Source organism: Pedobacter nototheniae, from assembly GCF_004335085.1.
In the GTDB taxonomy this organism is placed as follows: domain Bacteria; phylum Bacteroidota; class Bacteroidia; order Sphingobacteriales; family Sphingobacteriaceae; genus Pedobacter; species Pedobacter nototheniae.
The window spans coordinates 93,007-111,226 of sequence record NZ_RQRS01000002.1 but is presented as its reverse complement, the minus strand read 5'-3'; the positions used below and the strand labels follow the sequence as shown (position 1 = coordinate 111,226).

Annotated in this window: 15 protein-coding genes; 12 read left to right on the top strand and 3 right to left on the bottom strand. The window is 35.5% G+C overall.

Going from position 1 to position 18,220, the window contains the following annotated elements:
* The first annotated feature begins 23 nt into the window (after positions 1–23).
* From EHC72_RS02405 to EHC72_RS02350, 12 genes are all read left to right on the top strand, one after another.
* Positions 24–1,481: a UDP-N-acetylmuramoyl-L-alanyl-D-glutamate--2,6-diaminopimelate ligase gene (locus tag EHC72_RS02405; RefSeq protein WP_131535891.1), complete on the top strand. Its 1,458-nt coding sequence runs from the start codon at positions 24–26 to the stop codon at positions 1,479–1,481.
* The gene (gene mraY, locus EHC72_RS02400; protein ID WP_131535890.1) at positions 1,481–2,728 is read left to right on the top strand and encodes a phospho-N-acetylmuramoyl-pentapeptide-transferase; all 1,248 of its coding nucleotides are present in this window, start codon (positions 1,481–1,483) and stop codon (positions 2,726–2,728) included. The genes EHC72_RS02405 and mraY overlap by 1 nt, the downstream gene beginning before the upstream one ends.
* Before the next feature lie 54 nt (positions 2,729–2,782).
* Entirely contained in the window at positions 2,783–4,171 is a 1,389-nt protein-coding gene (gene murD / locus EHC72_RS02395; RefSeq protein WP_246029358.1) for a UDP-N-acetylmuramoyl-L-alanine--D-glutamate ligase, read from the top strand.
* Between the two features lie 13 nt (positions 4,172–4,184).
* Positions 4,185–5,378 carry an FtsW/RodA/SpoVE family cell cycle protein gene (locus EHC72_RS02390; protein ID WP_170311706.1) on the top strand — a complete coding sequence of 398 codons (1,194 nt, stop codon included), beginning with the start codon at positions 4,185–4,187 and terminating at the stop codon, positions 5,376–5,378.
* Positions 5,379–5,524: 146 nt separating this feature from the next.
* A complete protein-coding gene (locus EHC72_RS02385; RefSeq protein WP_131535889.1) occupies positions 5,525–5,899 on the top strand; it encodes a four helix bundle protein in 375 nt (124 codons plus the stop codon).
* Positions 5,900–6,088: 189 nt separating this feature from the next.
* Positions 6,089–7,195 (top strand): undecaprenyldiphospho-muramoylpentapeptide beta-N-acetylglucosaminyltransferase, encoded by a 1,107-nt coding sequence (gene murG, locus EHC72_RS02380; RefSeq protein WP_131535888.1) that lies wholly within the window; start codon positions 6,089–6,091, stop codon positions 7,193–7,195.
* Positions 7,196–7,198: 3 nt separating this feature from the next.
* The gene (gene murC, locus EHC72_RS02375; RefSeq protein WP_131535887.1) at positions 7,199–8,554 is read left to right on the top strand and encodes a UDP-N-acetylmuramate--L-alanine ligase; all 1,356 of its coding nucleotides are present in this window, start codon (positions 7,199–7,201) and stop codon (positions 8,552–8,554) included.
* Entirely contained in the window at positions 8,547–9,644 is a 1,098-nt protein-coding gene (locus tag EHC72_RS02370; protein WP_131535886.1) for a cell division protein FtsQ, read from the top strand. Before murC ends, EHC72_RS02370 begins: the two co-directional genes overlap by 8 nt.
* A gap of 44 nt (positions 9,645–9,688) precedes the next feature.
* Positions 9,689–11,047 carry a cell division protein FtsA gene (gene ftsA, locus EHC72_RS02365; protein ID WP_131535885.1) on the top strand — a complete coding sequence of 453 codons (1,359 nt, stop codon included), beginning with the start codon at positions 9,689–9,691 and terminating at the stop codon, positions 11,045–11,047.
* Between the two features lie 131 nt (positions 11,048–11,178).
* Positions 11,179–12,810 (top strand): cell division protein FtsZ, encoded by a 1,632-nt coding sequence (gene ftsZ, locus EHC72_RS02360; protein ID WP_131535884.1) that lies wholly within the window; start codon positions 11,179–11,181, stop codon positions 12,808–12,810.
* 169 nt (positions 12,811–12,979) lie between these two features.
* Complete coding sequence (locus EHC72_RS02355; RefSeq protein ID WP_131535883.1) at positions 12,980–14,221, top strand: aminotransferase class I/II-fold pyridoxal phosphate-dependent enzyme; 1,242 nt, start codon at positions 12,980–12,982, stop codon at positions 14,219–14,221.
* A gap of 258 nt (positions 14,222–14,479) precedes the next feature.
* A complete protein-coding gene (locus EHC72_RS02350) occupies positions 14,480–14,656 on the top strand; it encodes a histone H1 (RefSeq protein WP_131535882.1) in 177 nt (58 codons plus the stop codon).
* 63 nt (positions 14,657–14,719) lie between these two features.
* Here EHC72_RS02350 and EHC72_RS02345 read toward each other — a convergent pair whose 3' ends face one another.
* From EHC72_RS02345 to ligA, 3 genes are all read right to left on the bottom strand, one after another.
* Positions 14,720–14,998, bottom strand: a complete 279-nt coding sequence (locus EHC72_RS02345) for a hypothetical protein (protein ID WP_131535881.1) — start codon at positions 14,996–14,998, stop codon at positions 14,720–14,722.
* 196 nt (positions 14,999–15,194) lie between these two features.
* A complete protein-coding gene (gene dapA, locus EHC72_RS02340) occupies positions 15,195–16,082 on the bottom strand; it encodes a 4-hydroxy-tetrahydrodipicolinate synthase (RefSeq protein ID WP_131535880.1) in 888 nt (295 codons plus the stop codon).
* A 72-nt stretch (positions 16,083–16,154) separates the two neighbouring features.
* Positions 16,155–18,167: an NAD-dependent DNA ligase LigA gene (gene ligA / locus EHC72_RS02335; RefSeq protein WP_131535879.1), complete on the bottom strand. Its 2,013-nt coding sequence runs from the start codon at positions 18,165–18,167 to the stop codon at positions 16,155–16,157.
* Positions 18,168–18,220: the final 53 nt, after the last annotated feature.

Below are 18,220 nucleotides of genomic sequence, written 5' to 3'. Positions count from 1 at the left end.
TTCATTTAATAATTAATATAAAAATGAAATTACAGGATTTACTTTATGGTGTAACGATACAAGAGTTGGTTGGCAAAACCGATAGAAGTATTCATGCGCTAAATTTTGATTCTCGTAAAATAGAAAAAGACGATGTTTTCTTCGCTATAGTGGGTACTGTAGTTGATGCGCATTCGTATATCGATCAAACCATTAATTTGGGCGCTACAGTAATTGTTTGTGAAGTTTTGCCTGAAAATATCAATCCTCAAGTTACCTACGTAAAAGTTCAAAACTCTTCGGTAGCGCTAGGAATTATGGCTGGCAATTTCTTCGGAAATCCTTCAGCTGCTTTAAAACTGATTGGCATTACCGGAACCAATGGTAAAACAACTATTGCAACCATACTATTTAAGCTTTTTAAAGATTTAGGCTATAAAACTGGTTTATTATCTACCGTAGAAAATTATATTCATGATGTGGTTGTTGCCGCCACGCACACTACACCAAATCCAATTGCATTAAATGCTTTGCTAAAAGATATGGTAGATGCAGGCTGTGATTATTGCTTTATGGAAGTAAGTTCTCACGCAGTTTCGCAGCATAGAATTGAAGGCTTAACATTTGCTGGCGGAGTTTTTTCTAACCTAACACACGATCATTTAGATTTTCATAAAACCTTCGATAGTTATTTAAAAGCTAAAAAGGCATTTTTTGATGGTTTACCTAAATCGGCTTTTGCCTTAACCAATATCGACGATAAAAACGGTATGGTGATGTTGCAAAATACAAAGGCCTATAAAAAAACGTATGCACTTAAACAGCTTGCAGATTTTAAAGCAAAAATAATAGAAAATCAATTTAGCGGTTTGCACCTCGATATTGATAATGAAGATGTTTATTTTAAGTTAGTAGGTTCTTTTAACGCATATAATTTGCTTGCCGTTTATGGTACTGCTATTCTTTTAGAACAAGATAAACTTAAAGTTTTAACCTTACTGAGCCGTTTAAGCGGTGCAGAAGGTCGTTTTGATTACATTACTTCGGCTGATAATATTATCGGTATTGTGGATTATGCACATACGCCAGATGCCGTACAAAATGTTTTGAGCACTATCGCAAATATCCGTAAGGGTACTGAGCAGGTTATTACCGTAATTGGTTGCGGTGGTGATCGTGATAAAACAAAACGACCAATTATGGCTCAGGTGGCCTGCGATTGGAGTGATAAGGTAATTCTTACATCAGATAATCCACGTACAGAAGATCCTCAAAGCATCATCACAGAAATGGAAGCTGGTGTATCGCCAACAAATAAACGTAAAACGATATCCATTTTGGATAGAAAGGAAGCAATAAAAACCGCTTGTCATTTGGCAAAAAGTGGAGATATTATTCTTGTAGCCGGAAAAGGTCATGAAAAATATCAAGAGATAAATGGCGTAAGAAACCATTTTGATGATAAAGAAATATTGATTGAACAATTAAACCCAATACGCTAATGTTATATTTATTATTTGAATACCTGCATAAGCATTATGACATTCCTGGATTAAGGTTGTTTCAATACATCACGTTCCGTGCATCTATTTCTATTATCCTATCCCTAATTATTACAACTGTTTATGGACGTAGAATTATCGATTTTCTACACAAAATGCAAGTGGGAGAAACAGTAAGGAATTTAGGTTTAGAAGGACAAATGCAAAAACAAGGTACCCCAACAATGGGTGGTATCATGATTTTGCTTGGTATTTTAATCCCGACAATTTTATTCGCCAATATTACAAACGTTTATGTTATCCTGATGATTGTAACCACCATTTGGATGGGCGCAATTGGCTTTTTAGATGATTATATCAAAGTATTTAAAAAGAATAAAGAAGGTTTAGCCGGTCGCTTTAAAGTGGTTGGTCAGGTTGGTTTAGGCTTAATTATTGGCTGGACAATGTATTACAACCCAAATATTGTGGTTAGAGAAACCGTTCAGGATAATGTTAAAAATACTTCTTCAGCGCCAATGGTTTTGCGTCAAAAAGGAGAAACCTTTTATTATACACAAGACGTAAAATCGACCAAAACCAATATGCCCTTTTACAAGAACAATGAGTTCGATTACGCAAAGGTACTTAAGTTTTTAGGTGATGGGTACGAAAAATATGCTTTCATTGTATTCCTTGCTTTCACCGTTTTTATCATTACGGCGGTATCAAATGGAGCAAATATAACCGATGGTATTGATGGATTGGCAACCGGAACATCAGCCATCATTGGCACTACACTCGGTATTTTGGCTTATGTTTCAGGTAATACTGTTATGGCCGATTACCTCAATATTATGTATATCCCCAACTCGGGCGAGCTCATGATTTTTGCAGGTGCCTTTGTGGGGGCTTGCGTAGGTTTCTTGTGGTATAACTCTTATCCAGCTCAGGTTTTTATGGGCGATACCGGAAGTTTAGCCATTGGAGGTATCATTGCAGCGTTTGCCATTATGATCCGTAAGGAACTTTTGATTCCTATTTTATGTGGTCTCTTTCTGGTTGAGTTGGTATCGGTAATTATGCAGGTTTCCTACTTTAAATATACCAAGAAGAAGTTTGGCGAAGGTCGAAGAATTTTCCTGATGTCGCCTTTACACCATCATTACCAAAAGAAAGGTTACCACGAAGCTAAAATTGTTACCCGTTTCTGGATTATAGGAATTATGCTAGCCATTATGACCATTGTAACATTGAAATTAAGATAAAAGCAGAAGCTTAAAGTAAAAACATAATAAAGTAAGAGAGATAAAATTGAAATAATGGACACCAATAACATCACATCAAACACAACTAAGTTAGCAATGGCAGGGCAGGGCCGTGTTGTTATTTTAGGCGCTGGCGAAAGTGGTGTTGGTGCAGCGAAATTAGCTCAAAAACAAGGTTTTGATGTATTTGTATCCGATTTCGGAGTAATTACAGATAAATACAAAGCTGCTTTAGAAAAGCTATCAATCGCTTTTGAATCTGAAAAACATACGGAAGAATTAATTCTGAATGCAGATCAAGTAATAAAAAGCCCAGGCATACCGCCAACGGCATCCATTATTAAAAAACTGGTAGAAAAAGGAATTCCTGTTATTTCAGAAATTGAATTTGCAGGAAGATATACCAATGCGAAAACCATTTGTATTACAGGTTCCAATGGTAAATCGACAACAAGTTTGCTTACTTATCATATTTTGAAAAAAGCAGGACTAAACGTTGGTTTGGCTGGCAACATTGGGCAGAGTTTTGCAGCTCAGGTGGCAACTGAAAATTTCGACTGGTATGTTTTAGAAATATCAAGTTTTATGCTCGATGATATGTTCAAATTTAAGGCTGATGTAGCTGTTCTGCTTAACATCACACCAGATCATTTGGATCGCTACGATTATAAGCTTGAAAACTATGCTGCATCAAAAATGCGGATTATTCAAAATCAAACAGAAAATGATGTTTTTGTTTACTGTGCCGATGATGAAGAGACTTTAAAAGCTTTAAAAAATATTACCCCTTTGGCTAAAACATATCCATTTTCAATCATTAAAAAAGTTGAAACTGGAGCGTTTTTAGAGAATAATACAATACACATCCTTATAGAACCAAATAACGAACTAACCATGTCTATTTCAGATTTAGCCTTACAAGGCAAGCACAACATTTACAATTCTATGGCTTCAGGCATTGTATCTAAAGTTTTAGAATTAAGAAATAGCTCCATCCGCGAAAGCATGGGAGATTTCAAAAATATTGAGCACAGATTAGAACATGTGGCTAAAATTTCAGGGATAGATTTTATTAACGATAGCAAGGCAACCAATGTAAACTCTACCTGGTATGCTTTAGAAAGTATGAGCACCGATGTAGTGTTAATTATGGGCGGCGTAGATAAAGGAAATGACTACAACATGCTTAAAGATTTAGTTAAAAGCAAGGTAAAAGCTATCGTTTGTTTGGGTAAAGATAATAAACGCATTCATGATGCTTTTGAAGATGATGTAGACGTAATTGTTAATACTTTTTCAGCTGATGAGGCAGCGCAAATTGCTTACCACTTGGCTAAACGTGGTGATACCGTTTTACTATCACCAGCATGTGCAAGTTTCGATTTGTTTAAAAATTATGAAGACCGCGGTAATCAATTTAAAGCGGCTGTAAAAGAACTATAAAGGAGGTTGTAATATGTTGCAGGCACTACTTAATAAAACAAAAGGCGATAGATGGATTTGGTTAATCATCATCCTGCTTTCGCTTATATCTGTAATGGCAGTGTATAGCGCAACGGGTACTTTAGCTTATAAAAAAGGAGAGGCAGTTGAAAAACTACTATTAACCAAGCACCTTATTTTTGTGCTACTCGGTATAGGGATGATTTATATAGCCCACCTGCTCGATTACCGTTATTATGCAGGCATTTCTAAAGTGCTGATGATTGTAACAATCCCGCTTTTACTTTATACATTAATATTTGGGACCAATTTAAACGATGCATCTCGCTGGGTTAAAATTCCAGTAATTGGTTTAACTTTTCAAACGTCCGATTTAGCTAAACTAGCTTTAATTACCTTTTTAGCAAGGATGCTAACCAAAAAACAAGAGAATATAAAAAATGTAAAAGAATCATTCATCCCAATTATGGGCTCTGTGTGTGTGGTTTTCGTTTTAATTGCTTTAGCAAATTTATCAACAGCGTTGATGTTATTTGGAGTAAGTATTTTACTGCTTATTATAGGCAGGATTAGTATAAAACAAATTGCGATAGTTTGTGCCGGCGGATTGGTTTTGCTCATGTTCGTGTTCTTTTTGGGACCAAGAAGAAAAACGTACATGTCTCGTATTAATTCGTTTATGCATCCAGAGATGCAGCACTCAGATAAAACTTTCCAGGCAGATCAGGCAAAAATTGCTTTAGCTACTGGTGGTGTTTTTGGTAAAGGACCAGGTAATAGCACGCAGCGCAATTTCCTTCCGCACCCATATTCCGATTTTATTTTCGCCATTATTATTGAGGAATGGGGAACACTGGGGGGAATTGTAATTATGATGCTTTACCTGGTGCTCCTATACCGATGTATAAAAATAGTAACGCGGGCACCCAAGGCATTTGGCGCCTTACTGGCGGCAGGGTTAAGTTTTAGCTTAACCATACAGGCGTTTGCAAATATGGCCGTTGCAGTAGGTTTAGGGCCAGTAACTGGTGTGCCATTGCCATTGGTAAGCATGGGAGGTACATCTATGATTTTTACCAGTGTAGCCTTTGGGATTATTTTAAGTGTAAGCCGTGACGTGGAAGAAAATGCCAGTATCGGAACGAAAGAAGATAAAGAGAAAATAAAAAATAAAGTAATTGTTGGAGAGATTCCAGCGATAGCGTAAGGTTATAATTATTGAATGATACAATTAGAGAATGATTGAATGAGTGAATTTTGAATGAAGTAATTACTAAATATTCACACATTCAAAACTCACTCATTTAAAATTAAATAGTAACATCCCACGGTTTAAACATTAAATAATAAGCTATGGAGAATGTAAGTAAAGTAGATTTTGTAACAATGGTAAAAGCAAGAACAAAGAAGTTCGTGCTAGATTCTATTAAATATTATCAATTATTACCTAAAACAGAAGAAGCGAAAATAATAGGAAGGCAGTTTATAAGATCTTCATCTTCAGTTGGAGCAAATTATAGAGCTGCTTGTAGAAGTAGATCAAAAGCTGAGTTTTATGCAAAACTTAGTATAGTTGTAGAAGAGGCTGATGAAACAGCATTTTGGATTGAAATTTTAATAGAATCGGAAATAGCGAATCTTGTTAATGCTCAACCTCTGTTAAAAGAAATAAATGAAATTTTAGCAATTGTGGCTAAAGCAAGAAAAACAGTAAGTAATAATAAATGAGAGAATGATAGAATTTTGAATGACAGAGTTAGAGAATAAAACATTAGTTGTTGAACATTCACTCACTCAAGATTCACTCATTCAATAATTAAATAATAAAAATGAATAATGATAAAACTTGAAATGTAAGATTGTTCTGTAAACATTCACTCATTCAAAATTTACTCATTCAATAATTAAATAATAAAAATGAATAATTCCCCAAAAATTATCATATCAGGTGGTGGCACTGGCGGGCATATTTTCCCCGCCGTGGCCATAGCCAATGCGCTTAAACGCATTGTGCCCGCTTGTGAAATTTTATTTGTGGGCGCCACAGGTCGCATGGAAATGGAAAAAGTTCCTGCTGCCGGATATAAAATTGTTGGTTTAAATATTAGTGGAATCCAAAGAGGCTCGATTGTTAAAAATCTTGCCTTGCCGTTCAAAGTAATAGGAAGTGTGCGCAAAGCCATCCAAATTATTAATGAATTTAAACCCGATGCAGTAGTTGGGGTAGGTGGTTACGCTTCTGGCCCTTTGTTGTATGCCGCATCTTTAAAAGGTATTCCATATTTAATTCAGGAACAAAACTCTTATGCAGGTGTAACCAATAAATGGCTCGGTAAAAAAGCCTCAAAAATTTGTGTTGCTTTTGATGAGATGCAACAGTTTTTTCCTGTCGATAAAATACTGAAAACAGGCAATCCCGTGCGTACGGATGTGGTTGATATTAAAGGTAAACATTATGCAGGTGCAGAGTTATTAAAACTCGATCCACAAAAGAAAATTATTTTGGTTACAGGCGGAAGTCTAGGAGCCGGAACCTTAAATAAAAGCATTGAAAAACACTTGCCAGAAATTCTTGCAGAAGATGTGCAGGTGATTTGGCAAACAGGTAAGTTTTACTACAAAGGAATTATTGAAAGATTAGGCTTAGATTATCATCCTAATGTGCGAATTCTGGAGTTTTTAAATAAAATGGATTTAGCTTATGCCGCGGCTGATGTAATTATTAGCAGAGCTGGAGCTGGAACTATTGCAGAACTCTGTTTAATTAAAAAGCCCGTTATTTTAGTGCCTTCGCCAAATGTGGCAGAAGATCATCAAACAAAAAATGCAATGGCATTGGTTAAAAATAATGCCGCAATTTTAATTAACGATCGCTCGGCAGAAGATACACTGGTTGCTGAAGCTTTAAAAATGCTTAAAGATAAATCGCTTTGCGAAAAATTATCTGAAAACATTGGTAAAATGGCCTTGCCACAAGCTGATGAGATTATTGCAAATGAAGTTTTAAAACTGATTAAAAAATAAAAAATGGAATTAGACAAAATAAATAGAGCTTATTTCGTGGGTATCGGTGGTATCGGTATGAGTGCGCTTGCTCGTTATTTTGCTAAACGTGGCGTGGCTGTTTGTGGTTATGATAAAACCAGAACAAAGCTTACCGAAACATTAGAACAAGAAGGCATTTTAATTTCCTACTTGGATGAATCGGGTACATTGCCATGTGCATTTTTGGATAAACATGATGATACACTGATTGTTTATACACCAGCAATTCCTAAGGATTCGAAAATCTTAAATCATTTTATAGATAAAGGTTTCAGCTTAAAGAAACGTTCCGAAGTTTTAGGCATAATCAGTAAGGGCATGTTTTGTATCGCAGTTGCGGGTACACACGGTAAAACCACCACATCATCAATTGTGGCACATCTTTTAAAAGATACAGGCTACGATTGCACTGCTTTTTTGGGCGGCATTACCAGCAATTACAACAGTAATGTATTGTTTGGTAATAATAATGTTGTGGTTGTTGAAGCTGATGAATACGATCGTTCGTTTTTAACGCTTCACCCTGATGTAGCTGTAATTACCTCCATGGATGCCGATCATTTGGATATTTATGGTGATAAAACTCATTTAGAAGAATCATTTCATCTATTTGCTAATCAATTAAAAGAGGGTGGTAAATTATATGCCCACGAAGGGCTTCCATTAAAAAATGGAATTACCTATGCCGCAAGTTCAACAGCAATTGCCAAATCAGAAAACCTTCGGGTAGAGGGCTCTAAGTTTGTTTTTGATTATTCGGATGCTTCGCATAATATAAAAGATTTAAGCCTAATGTTGCCAGGCAAGCATAATGTTGAAAATACTACCGTTGCAATTGCAATTGCTTTACAGCTTGGTATTGATGCTGAAAAGATAAAACAAGCCGTTGCAAGCTTTAAGGGAGTGAAACGCAGATTTGAATATGTGGTTAATAACAATCAGCAAATTTATATTGATGACTATGCACACCACCCAGAAGAATTAAAAGCTTGCTTTAATGCGGTTAGACAGCTGTATCCAGATAAAAAGCTTACAGTTGTGTTTCAACCACACTTATTTAGCCGTACGAGAGATTTTGCTGATGATTTTGCAAAGATTTTAAGTACTGCCGATGAATTGATGCTCTTGGAGATTTATCCAGCTAGAGAATTACCCATAGAAGGAATAAATTCAACTTATTTGCTTGATAAAATTACCGCAAGCAATAAGAAAGTTTGTACAAAGGAATTTGTACTTGAACATGTTAAAGAAGCAAAGCCCGAACTGATTTTAACAGTTGGCGCAGGCGATATTGATACATTAATAGAACCATTAAAAAACACCCTAAACAATGCTTAAACGGATCAACTGGAAAGCTATATTTTTTGTGTTCGCTTGGCTGATAAGCTTAAGCGGGGTGGTGGTGCTATTGAGTTTTATCAACGTTAAAAAACAAACTGTAAAATGTACCAACATTAAAATTTTAATACCCGGTGCCGATAATTTTATAGAACGTGAAGAAATTGATGAGATTTTAAAGGAAGATCAAGGTGTACTTTTAGGTAGAAACCTTGAAAATATTAATATCCATCAAATTGAGAAAAAGCTGAGATCTAATCCATATATCGGCTTTGCCAAAGTATATGTTGATATGGATGGTGTAATGCATATCGAAGTAAAACAAAGACAGCCAATATTACGTATATTAAATAATGCCGGACAAGATTTTTACATTGATAATGATGGATTAAAAATGCCTATTTCATCAAACTTTACTGCAAATGTATTGGTTGCTACTGGAAACATTACCGAAGTTTTTGGAAGTCGTGTAGATACTTTACATACGCAATTGGCAAAGGATTTGTATAAAACGGCACAGTATATTAAAAGAGATACTTTGTGGGATTCACAAATTGAACAAATTATTGTTGATGCTAAAAGCGATATGGTTTTGATACCTCGAGTAGGTGACGAACACATTATACTTGGCGATGCAGATTCACTTGATGTGAAAATGAAAAATCTGAATATTTTTTATAAAAGAGCAATGCCACAGGTTATCGCAAGACAATATAAAACCATTAACATTAAGTACACCAATCAGGTTGTTTGTGAAAAAAGAGATTCAACAGCTGTAAAAAAAGCAAAGGTAATTTCAAACGCAGAGGTTACAAAAATAAGAAATCAGGTAACAGACTCTTTAATTAATAATGTAATTGAAACTGCCATAAAAAATAATGAAATACCAACTGAAGCTAAAAAAACAGTGGCAACTAAACCAAAAACGGTCGAAAGAAACGAAGTTCCAAAGCCCAAGCCGGTAGAAAAAACAACAGTTGCAAAACCTGATGTTAAAAAGGATAAACCAGTACAAACAGTTGCAAAACCCAAGCCCGTAAAACCTGAAACAACACAGAAGAAAACGGCAACAGAAAAAAAGAACAAATAGATCCCTAGAAAAACAATATATATAACTCAACAAAATTAACGAATATGGACAAGGCAAAATTTACCAGTCAGTCGCCCATTGTAGTAGGCTTAGATATCGGTACTACAAAAATCTGTGTTATTGTAGGCCGCAGAACACAACACGGTAAGGTAGAAATTTTAGGAATAGGAAAGGCAGAATCGGCGGGTGTTACACGTGGAGTGGTATCTAACATTCAAAAAACCGTACAAGGCATTGCGCAGGCAGTAGAAGTAGCCAGCGGACAATCGAATGTAGAAATTCAGGTTGTAAATGTCGGTATTGCTGGGCAACACATTAAAAGTTTGCAGCACCGCGGTATTTTAACGAGAAGAGAATTAAATAACGAAATTGGAAAAAAAGATATCGATAAATTAATCGATGATATGTTTAAGTTGGTTATGCCGCCCGGAGAAGAAATTATCCACGTGCTACCACAAGAATTTACCATTGATAATGAGCCAGGAATTAAAGATCCAATTGGTATGGCGGGTGTTCGCCTTGAAGCCAATTTCCATATCATTTCGGGGCAGGTTACAGCTGTGAAAAATATTATCAAATGCGTAAACAATGCAGGATTGCAAACTCAGGATTTGATTCTTGAGCCATTAGCTTCTTCTGAATCGGTGTTGAGCGACGAAGAAAAAGAAGCTGGTATTGCTTTGGTAGATATTGGTGGGGGTACTACAGATATTGCTATTTTCCATGAAGGAATTATTCGTCATACTGCCGTTATTCCATTCGGTGGTAACAGCGTAACAGAAGATATCCGTGAAGGCTGTTCTGTAATGCGCAACCAGGCTGAGTTATTAAAAACACGTTTTGGATCAGCATTAGCTGAAGAAAATAAAGAAAATGAAATTATTTGTGTACCGGGACTTCGTGGTCGCGAACCAAAAGAAATTTCAGTAAAAAATCTGGCTTATGTTATTCAGGCCCGTATGGAAGAGATCATAGAACATGTTTACTATGAAATTAAATCTTCAGGATACGAGAAAAAACTGATCGGTGGTATTGTAATTACCGGTGGTGGTGCTTTATTAAAACACTTAAGTCAGCTGGTAGAGTATGTTACCGGTTTAGATTGCCGCATCGGTTACCCGAATGAGCATTTATCTAAATACGAAGACATGCCAAAAACCATTTACGATGACTTAAAAAGCCCAATGTATGCAACCAGTGTTGGTTTGTTAATTAAAGGTATTTTAAAAGCAGAAGAGCTGATTGAAGAAATGAAACAGCCAGGTGTGTTTGTAGAAAAAGCTAAAGTAGCGAAAGAAAAAGAAAAAAGAGGACCTGGTTTGTTCGATAAATTATTGGCAAAAACAAGAACTTTCATTCAAGATGATATGAACGTTAGCGATGAAGATTATCTAAAAAGCTAATTTATTTTTCAACAAAAGGTGAGTTTTCCACATTTTTAACACTTGTGGAAAACGTGTGTTGAAAAAGTGTTAATATTACATTGAGTAATGAACAGGAATTAAGAATTTTTAAACAACTGATTCATAAGATTATGCAGTTCGAAATGTTAAAAGATAAGTCATCAATCATCAAAGTTATTGGTGTTGGAGGCGGTGGCGGCAACGCAGTTAACCATATGTACCTGTCGGGTATTACTGGTGTAGATTTTATTATTTGTAATACAGATGCTCAGGCCCTCGAGTCTAGTCCTATACCTAACAAGGTACAATTAGGCGCTAGCTTAACAGAAGGTATGGGTGCTGGCTCTATTCCTGAGGTTGGTAAAAACTCGGCTATAGAAAATATTGACGATATTAAAGCAATGTTAGGTAGTACAACCAAAATGCTATTTATTACAGCAGGAATGGGCGGTGGTACTGGTACAGGCGCAAGTCCGATTATTGCAAAAGCCGCCAAAGAACTTGATATTTTAACTGTTGCTATTATTACTACACCTTTCTCTTTTGAAGGAAAAAGACGTCGCCTACAGGCTGATGAAGGTATGGAAGAACTAAAGAAGTATGTAGATTCTTATTTAGTGATTTCAAACGATCGTTTGCGTGAAATTTTTGGAAACCTAACTTTAGGTTCCGCTTTCGGTCAGGCCGATGATATTTTAACAACTGCAGCAAAAGGCATCGCCGAAATTATTACAGTACCAGGTTATATAAACGTGGATTTTAAAGATGTGCGTACCGTTATGAAAGATAGCGGTGTAGCCATCATGGGTAGTTTCGCTTCAGAAGGTGATGATAGAGCTTTGCAAGCTGTAGAAGGCGCATTAGCATCTCCGCTACTTAAAGATAACGAAATTGAAGGAGCCCGTTATATCTTATTAAATATTAGTTCTGGTGTGCGTGAGGTAACTATGGATGAGGTTTCTATCATTACCGATTACATTCAGGAAAAAGCAGGTTTATCTGCTGATTTAATTTGGGGTAACTGTACGGATGAATCTTTGGGCGATAGACTTTCAGTAACTATTATTGCTACTGGCTTCCAAACCTCAGAAGAACGTGTTAACGAAGAAAAAAATAAAAAGAAAATTTCTTTATTAACTCCTGAAGAAGCTCCATTAGTGCGTGTTGTTGAGCCTGTTAATTCTTTTATTCAGCCAAAAGCTACGCCATCTTACGAGCCAGTTTTAAAAGCTAAAGAAGAAGCATCTCAAGCTGATTTATTTGGAGGCTTATTTAACAAGCCAGAGGCACCTAAAGCGCAAGAACCTGAAAATAATATTGTTCGTCACACTTTAATTGAAGAAGAACCACAAGCAGAAGCACCAGCAGAAAGCGGGTTTGAATTCGAAGTAAAACTAGCAGAAACCAATTATGTTTTTGAAACTCCAGTTGCAGAGATTCCTGCAATGCCAGAGCCTGAACCAGAAATAGAAATGCCTGCTGTTGGCTTAGATGATGATAAGAACGACGAATCAATGGAAGAGCAGCTTAGAAAATCTAAAGAACGTATTTTACGTTTAAAAGATTTAAGTATGAAACTGCGTACAACCAATGGTTTACAAGAGTTAGAAAACGAACCTGCTTATAAACGTAAACAAATGCAGTTACAACAAGTTCAGCATTCATCAGAATCTCAGGTTAGTCGCTTTACATTAAGCAATGATCAAGATGGAGGGACTGAAATTAGACCTAACAATTCTTTTTTACACGACAACGTTGATTAAAACCAACCAAATATAATTTTAAAGCCCCGATGTTAAATCGGGGCTTTTTTGGCATAAAATTAGCTTATAAGATTCCCGAAATTGACGTAGCGAAGAAAGAAGGATGTTGATTTTGAGCCAAATAAACGTTAAATTTGCAACATTTTAAAGTACATAAATACATATTACATTGGATATATTTGATAAAATAGCAAAACACATGGGACCTCTTGGTCAACACCAAAAATGGTCTCATGGGTATTTCTCTTTTCCAAAACTAGAGGGAGAAATTGCACCACACATGCAATTTCGTGGAAAAGAGCATCTGGTATGGAGTTTAAACAATTATTTAGGTTTAGCGAATCACCCTGAGGTTAGAAAGGCAGATATGCAGGCCGCTGCAGATTTTGGCATGGCTTACCCTATGGGCGCTCGTATGATGAGTGGTAACTCTAAATACCATGAGCAATTAGAACAAGAATTGGCTGCTTTTGTAGGCAAACCAGATGCATTTTTATTAAATTATGGCTATCAGGGCATGGTATCAATTATTGATACTTTAGTTGATAGAAATGATGTTGTTGTATATGATGCTGAATCTCACGCATGTATTGTTGATGGTTTACGCCTGCACATGGGTAAACGTTTTGTTTATAAACACAATGATATTGAAAGTGCCCGCAAGCAATTAGAGCGTGCTACCAAATTAGTTGAAGAAACTGGAGGCGGTATCCTTTTAATTACTGAAGGTGTTTTTGGAATGAGTGGTGCGCAAGGTAAACTAAAAGAGATTGTTGAACTTAAAAAGGAATTTAACTTCCGTATTTTAGTTGATGATGCACACGGTTTCGGTACAATGGGTAAAACTGGTGCAGGTACACACGAAGCCCAAGATTGTATAGATGGTATTGATGTATATTTCGGTACTTTTGCAAAATCAATGGCTGGTATTGGTGCATTTGTAGCTTCTACAGAGCAAATTACTAACTTTTTGAGATACAATATGCGTTCTCAAACTTTTGCCAAGGCTTTACCAATGCCAATGGTAATTGGACTTTTAAAACGTTTAGAATTATTAAAAAGTCAGCCTGAATTAAAAGATAAACTTTGGGAAATAGCAATGACCTTACAAAAAGGTTTACGTGAACGTGGTTTTGATTTAGGTGTAACGGATTCTGTTGTAACTCCAGTTTTCTTAAAAGGCGAATTGAGTGATGCTACAGCTATTACGTACGATTTACGTGAAAATTATAGTATTTTCTGTTCTATAGTTGTTTATCCGGTAATTCCGAAGGGAATGATTGAATTGCGCTTGATTCCAACCGCAGTACATACTTTAGAAGATGTACAACGTACGCTGGATGCCTTTAGCGAAGTAGCAGAAAAACTTGAGAGTGGTTACTATAAAGAAAATCAGTTTGCTACAGCATAACTAGAAAATAAGATTAAAAAAGCCCTTTAAAGTTAATTTAAAGGGCTTTTTAATTATAGTTATTTGTAAGTTGTTGCTTATTAGTGTTTTGCTTATTGTTTTTTTGGCTTTAATGTTTATAAATGACTAAAATGTGGAAAAAAAGCACTTTTGACGAGTTTTTTTATTTTGGCAAAAATTTTTTTATTTGATTAAACACATTAAATTAGAGTAAGTATTATTAAATCTTAACTTAAACACTTAGAGGAGTTATTAAACATGAAAAAATTTGAAGAAGTAAAAAGTCTGATCACAGCTTTAGAAGCAGATGCTGATAAGTTTTATAATAAAGGAAACAGTGCTGCCGGTACACGTATTCGTAAAGGAATGCAAGATTTAAAAAATTTGGCACAGGCAATCCGCTTAGAAGTTCAAGAAACTAAAAATAAAGCTTAAGACCTAAAAAATATTTGGAACCCAATAAAAACCCCCTGAATTTCAGGGGGTTTTTATGTTTTATTACGATCTGATATACTGAAAATCGTCAGAATTTATTCCTTCTTCAAATCGTACCAATTTGCCTTTTTTAAAAAAGAAGAACTTATATCGATCCGTAAGTTGATAGAACGTTCTGTAGATGTTATCTCCGTTTTCGGTTGCAGAAACTAAAGTCGCTTTGTTTTTAGTCATGAAATCCGATTCGGACATTCCTATTGTAAAATTGGCATCTGTGCCATAAATTACTTTGCAGCCAGAAGCTGCCACTGCCAGTAAGCAGATTAAAATTAACTTTTTCATTATTGTGTTTATTTGTGTGTGTATTTAAATATAAAACAATAATAATAGGTTGGCGAATTAATATTAGAAAAATAAGTTACTTGAAGATTTTCTTGTAGTAGTATTAAATTATGAAAAAGTTGGAACCTAAAAAAAGCATCTAATGAATATCAGATGCTTTTTAATAGAAGTTATTTTGAGTTATTTCGATTTTGAATTATGCTAGTTGGGTTAATTTTTCAACTTCGTTTATAATTGAATTTTCCAAAGAATTAGAAACACCCACTAATGGCAATCTAACCGTATCTCCACAAATATCTAAATGTTTTAATGCTGCCTTAACACCAGCGGGGTTGCCTTCTGCAAAAACCATTCTGGTAAAGTCTACCAAACTTAAGTGAGCTGGAATGGCTGCTTTAAAATCGCCTGAAAGACAAAGATTAACCATTTCAGAAAATTGTTTAGGTAAAGCATTTCCAATAACTGAGATAATTCCGGCAGCACCCATGGCAATCATAGGTAAAGTAATAGGATCATCACCAGAAATTAGAAGGAAATCCTTTGGCTTATCTCTCATAATTTGGTTAAACTGATCAAAACTACCAGAAGCCTCTTTAGTGGCTATAATGTTTTTAAAATCGTGTGCTAAACGGCAAGTTGTTTCCGGGCTCATGTTGCTTCCGGTACGCCCTGGTACATTATATAAAATTAAATCCAACGGACTAATTTCACTAAGGTATTTATAGTGTTGATAAATACCTTCTTGCGTAGGTTTGTTGTAATAAGGACTAACCGATAATATGGCACTGTAGCCTGTAGTATCAAAAGTTTTAATATCTTCGGCCACAGCTAAAGTGTCATTACCGCCAATACCGGCAACCAAAGGCAATCTATTATTGTTAATTTCAGCAGTATAAGCCCAGATCTTCTTCTTCTCATCCTTGGTCAATGTAGCGGTTTCGCCGGTTGTACCTAAGGAAACGAGATAATCTATCCCTCCATTTATCAAATGATTAATCAAGCTTTTTAAGCCATTATAATCAACTGATCCATCTGTGTTAAAAGGTGTAATTAAAGCTACACCTGTACCCTGAAATTTGTTCATTATATATTGTAATTATTAAATTTTTGAATGAGAGATAGAACGAATGCTTTTATAGTTCCATCATTCTCTCATTTATTTTATCATTTCTAAAAGTTCAGCATCACTTATCATTGGAATATTTAGCTTATTTGCCTTTTCCAATTTTGATGGTCCCATATTATCACCAACAACCAGGTAGTTTAATTTTCCTGAGATGCCGCTTAATATTTTCCCTCCGTTTGCCTCAATTATATCTTTTAGTTCATCGCGACTAAAGTTTTCAAAAACGCCCGAAATTACGAATGTTTTTCCAATAAGTTTATCACTTGCCAGTGTAATTACCTTTTCTTCAATTTCAAAAGCTAATCCTGCTGATTTTAATAATTCTATTTGCTTTAAATGCTCTGTTTTTCCAAAATACTCAACAATGCTCTCTGCAATGCGTTGTCCTATTTCATCAATAGCAATTAATTCTTCTATCGTGGCAGTAGCCAATTTGTCGATATTTTTAACGCCAGCAGCTAATTTCTTCGCAACGGTTTCTCCGACATAGCGGATGCCTAATCCAAATAATACCTTTTCGAAAGGCATTTCTTTAGATTTTTCTATTCCTGCAAGCATATTTTCAATAGATTTTTCGCCAAAACGATCTAAAGTTTTTAACGCAGCAGATTTTTCATAAAGTGTATATAAATCACTGATGTGATTTACAAGTCCATTTTTATAAAACGTTTCTATAGTTTCATCGCCTAAGCCATCAATATTCATGGCTTTTCGGCTAATAAAATGTTGAATTTTACCAACGATTTGCGGTGGGCAACCTTCATCGTTAGGGCAATAATGAACTGCTTCGCCTTCTTTTCTAATTAATTCTGTTCCACATTCTGGGCAGTTGTGTAAATAATGCACTTTGGCTGCACCTGGTAAACGTTTATCTAAATTAACTTTGATAATTTTAGGAATAATTTCACCACCTTTTTCTACAAAAACCGTATCGCCCTCATAAAGATCTAAACGTTCTATTTCATTAGCATTGTGTAAAGTAGCCCTTTTTACTGTTGTACCCGCCAGTAAAACAGGTTTTAAATTAGCTACGGGTGTAACAGCACCTGTACGCCCCACTTGATAGGTAACCTTATCTAAAACGGTTTCTACTTCGGCGGCCTTGTATTTATAGGAAATTGCCCATCTGGGAGATTTAGCCGTAAAGCCCAATTCTTGTTGTTGAGCATAACTATTAACCTTAATTACGATGCCATCAATATCATAGCTTAATTTAAAACGTTCATTTTCCCAATGGTGAATAAAGTTTAAAACATCATCAATATTATTAACCAATTTGTTGTGCTCGCAAACGTGAAATCCCCAATCTTTTACTGCATTTAAGCTTTCCCAATGGGTTTTAAATTCATTTTTATCAGTATAAAGAAAGTAAATAAATCCGTCTAATGGACGTTTAGCAACTTCTGTGCTATCTTGCATTTTTATCGTTCCCGATGCAAAATTTCTAGGGTTGGCGTAAGGGATTTCGCCTAATTCTTCTCGTGCTGCATTTAACTTTAAAAACGCTGCCTTATGCATAAAAATTTCTCCACGAATTTCGAAATGTTCAGGAGCCGCTTTAGTTTTTATTTGATGTGGAATAGTATGAATGGTTTTTACATTATTGGTTACATCATCACCCTGTGTACCATCACCTCTGGTAACAGCTCTTAAAAGTTTTCCATCCTGATAGGTTAAACTGATTGATAAACCATCAAATTTTAACTCGCATACGTATTCAAAATTATCTCCAATTGCTTTACGTATCCGTTCATCAAAATCGCGTAAATCCTGCTCATTATAAGTATTGCCCAAAGATAACATTGGGTATTTGTGCTTAACCGTGATAAAGTTTTTGGTGATATCTCCACCTACACGTTGAGTTGGGGAGTTTGGATCAGCAAAATCAGGATTTGCTTTTTCCAGTTCAGCTAAATGTTTCAGTTTTTTATCAAACTCATAATCGCCTATGGTCGGCATAGCCAATACATAATAATTGTAATTGTGCTGGTTAAGTTCTGCAACCAGGGCACCCATTTCTTCTTTAACTGTAAATAGCGACATGAAACAAAGATAAAAAAAGGAAGGATTGATTTAATAACTAAAACAAACTACTA

What these genes read in the sequence shown, in the direction of transcription:
- EHC72_RS02405 (WP_131535891.1), top strand. Translation starts at nt 24, where the DNA reads ATGAAATTACAGGATTTACTTTATGGTGTAACGATACAAGAGTTGGTT.
- mraY (WP_131535890.1), top strand. Translation starts at nt 1,481, where the DNA reads ATGTTATATTTATTATTTGAATACCTGCATAAGCATTATGACATTCCT.
- murD (WP_246029358.1), top strand. Translation starts at nt 2,783, where the DNA reads ATGGACACCAATAACATCACATCAAACACAACTAAGTTAGCAATGGCA.
- EHC72_RS02390 (WP_170311706.1), top strand. Translation starts at nt 4,185, where the DNA reads ATGTTGCAGGCACTACTTAATAAAACAAAAGGCGATAGATGGATTTGG.
- EHC72_RS02385 (WP_131535889.1), top strand. Translation starts at nt 5,525, where the DNA reads ATGGAGAATGTAAGTAAAGTAGATTTTGTAACAATGGTAAAAGCAAGA.
- murG (WP_131535888.1), top strand. Translation starts at nt 6,089, where the DNA reads ATGAATAATTCCCCAAAAATTATCATATCAGGTGGTGGCACTGGCGGG.
- murC (WP_131535887.1), top strand. Translation starts at nt 7,199, where the DNA reads ATGGAATTAGACAAAATAAATAGAGCTTATTTCGTGGGTATCGGTGGT.
- EHC72_RS02370 (WP_131535886.1), top strand. Translation starts at nt 8,547, where the DNA reads ATGCTTAAACGGATCAACTGGAAAGCTATATTTTTTGTGTTCGCTTGG.
- ftsA (WP_131535885.1), top strand. Translation starts at nt 9,689, where the DNA reads ATGGACAAGGCAAAATTTACCAGTCAGTCGCCCATTGTAGTAGGCTTA.
- ftsZ (WP_131535884.1), top strand. Translation starts at nt 11,179, where the DNA reads ATGCAGTTCGAAATGTTAAAAGATAAGTCATCAATCATCAAAGTTATT.
- EHC72_RS02350 (WP_131535882.1), top strand. Translation starts at nt 14,480, where the DNA reads ATGAAAAAATTTGAAGAAGTAAAAAGTCTGATCACAGCTTTAGAAGCA.
- EHC72_RS02345 (WP_131535881.1), bottom strand. Translation starts at nt 14,998, where the DNA reads ATGAAAAAGTTAATTTTAATCTGCTTACTGGCAGTGGCAGCTTCTGGC.
- dapA (WP_131535880.1), bottom strand. Translation starts at nt 16,082, where the DNA reads ATGAACAAATTTCAGGGTACAGGTGTAGCTTTAATTACACCTTTTAAC.
- ligA (WP_131535879.1), bottom strand. Translation starts at nt 18,167, where the DNA reads ATGTCGCTATTTACAGTTAAAGAAGAAATGGGTGCCCTGGTTGCAGAA.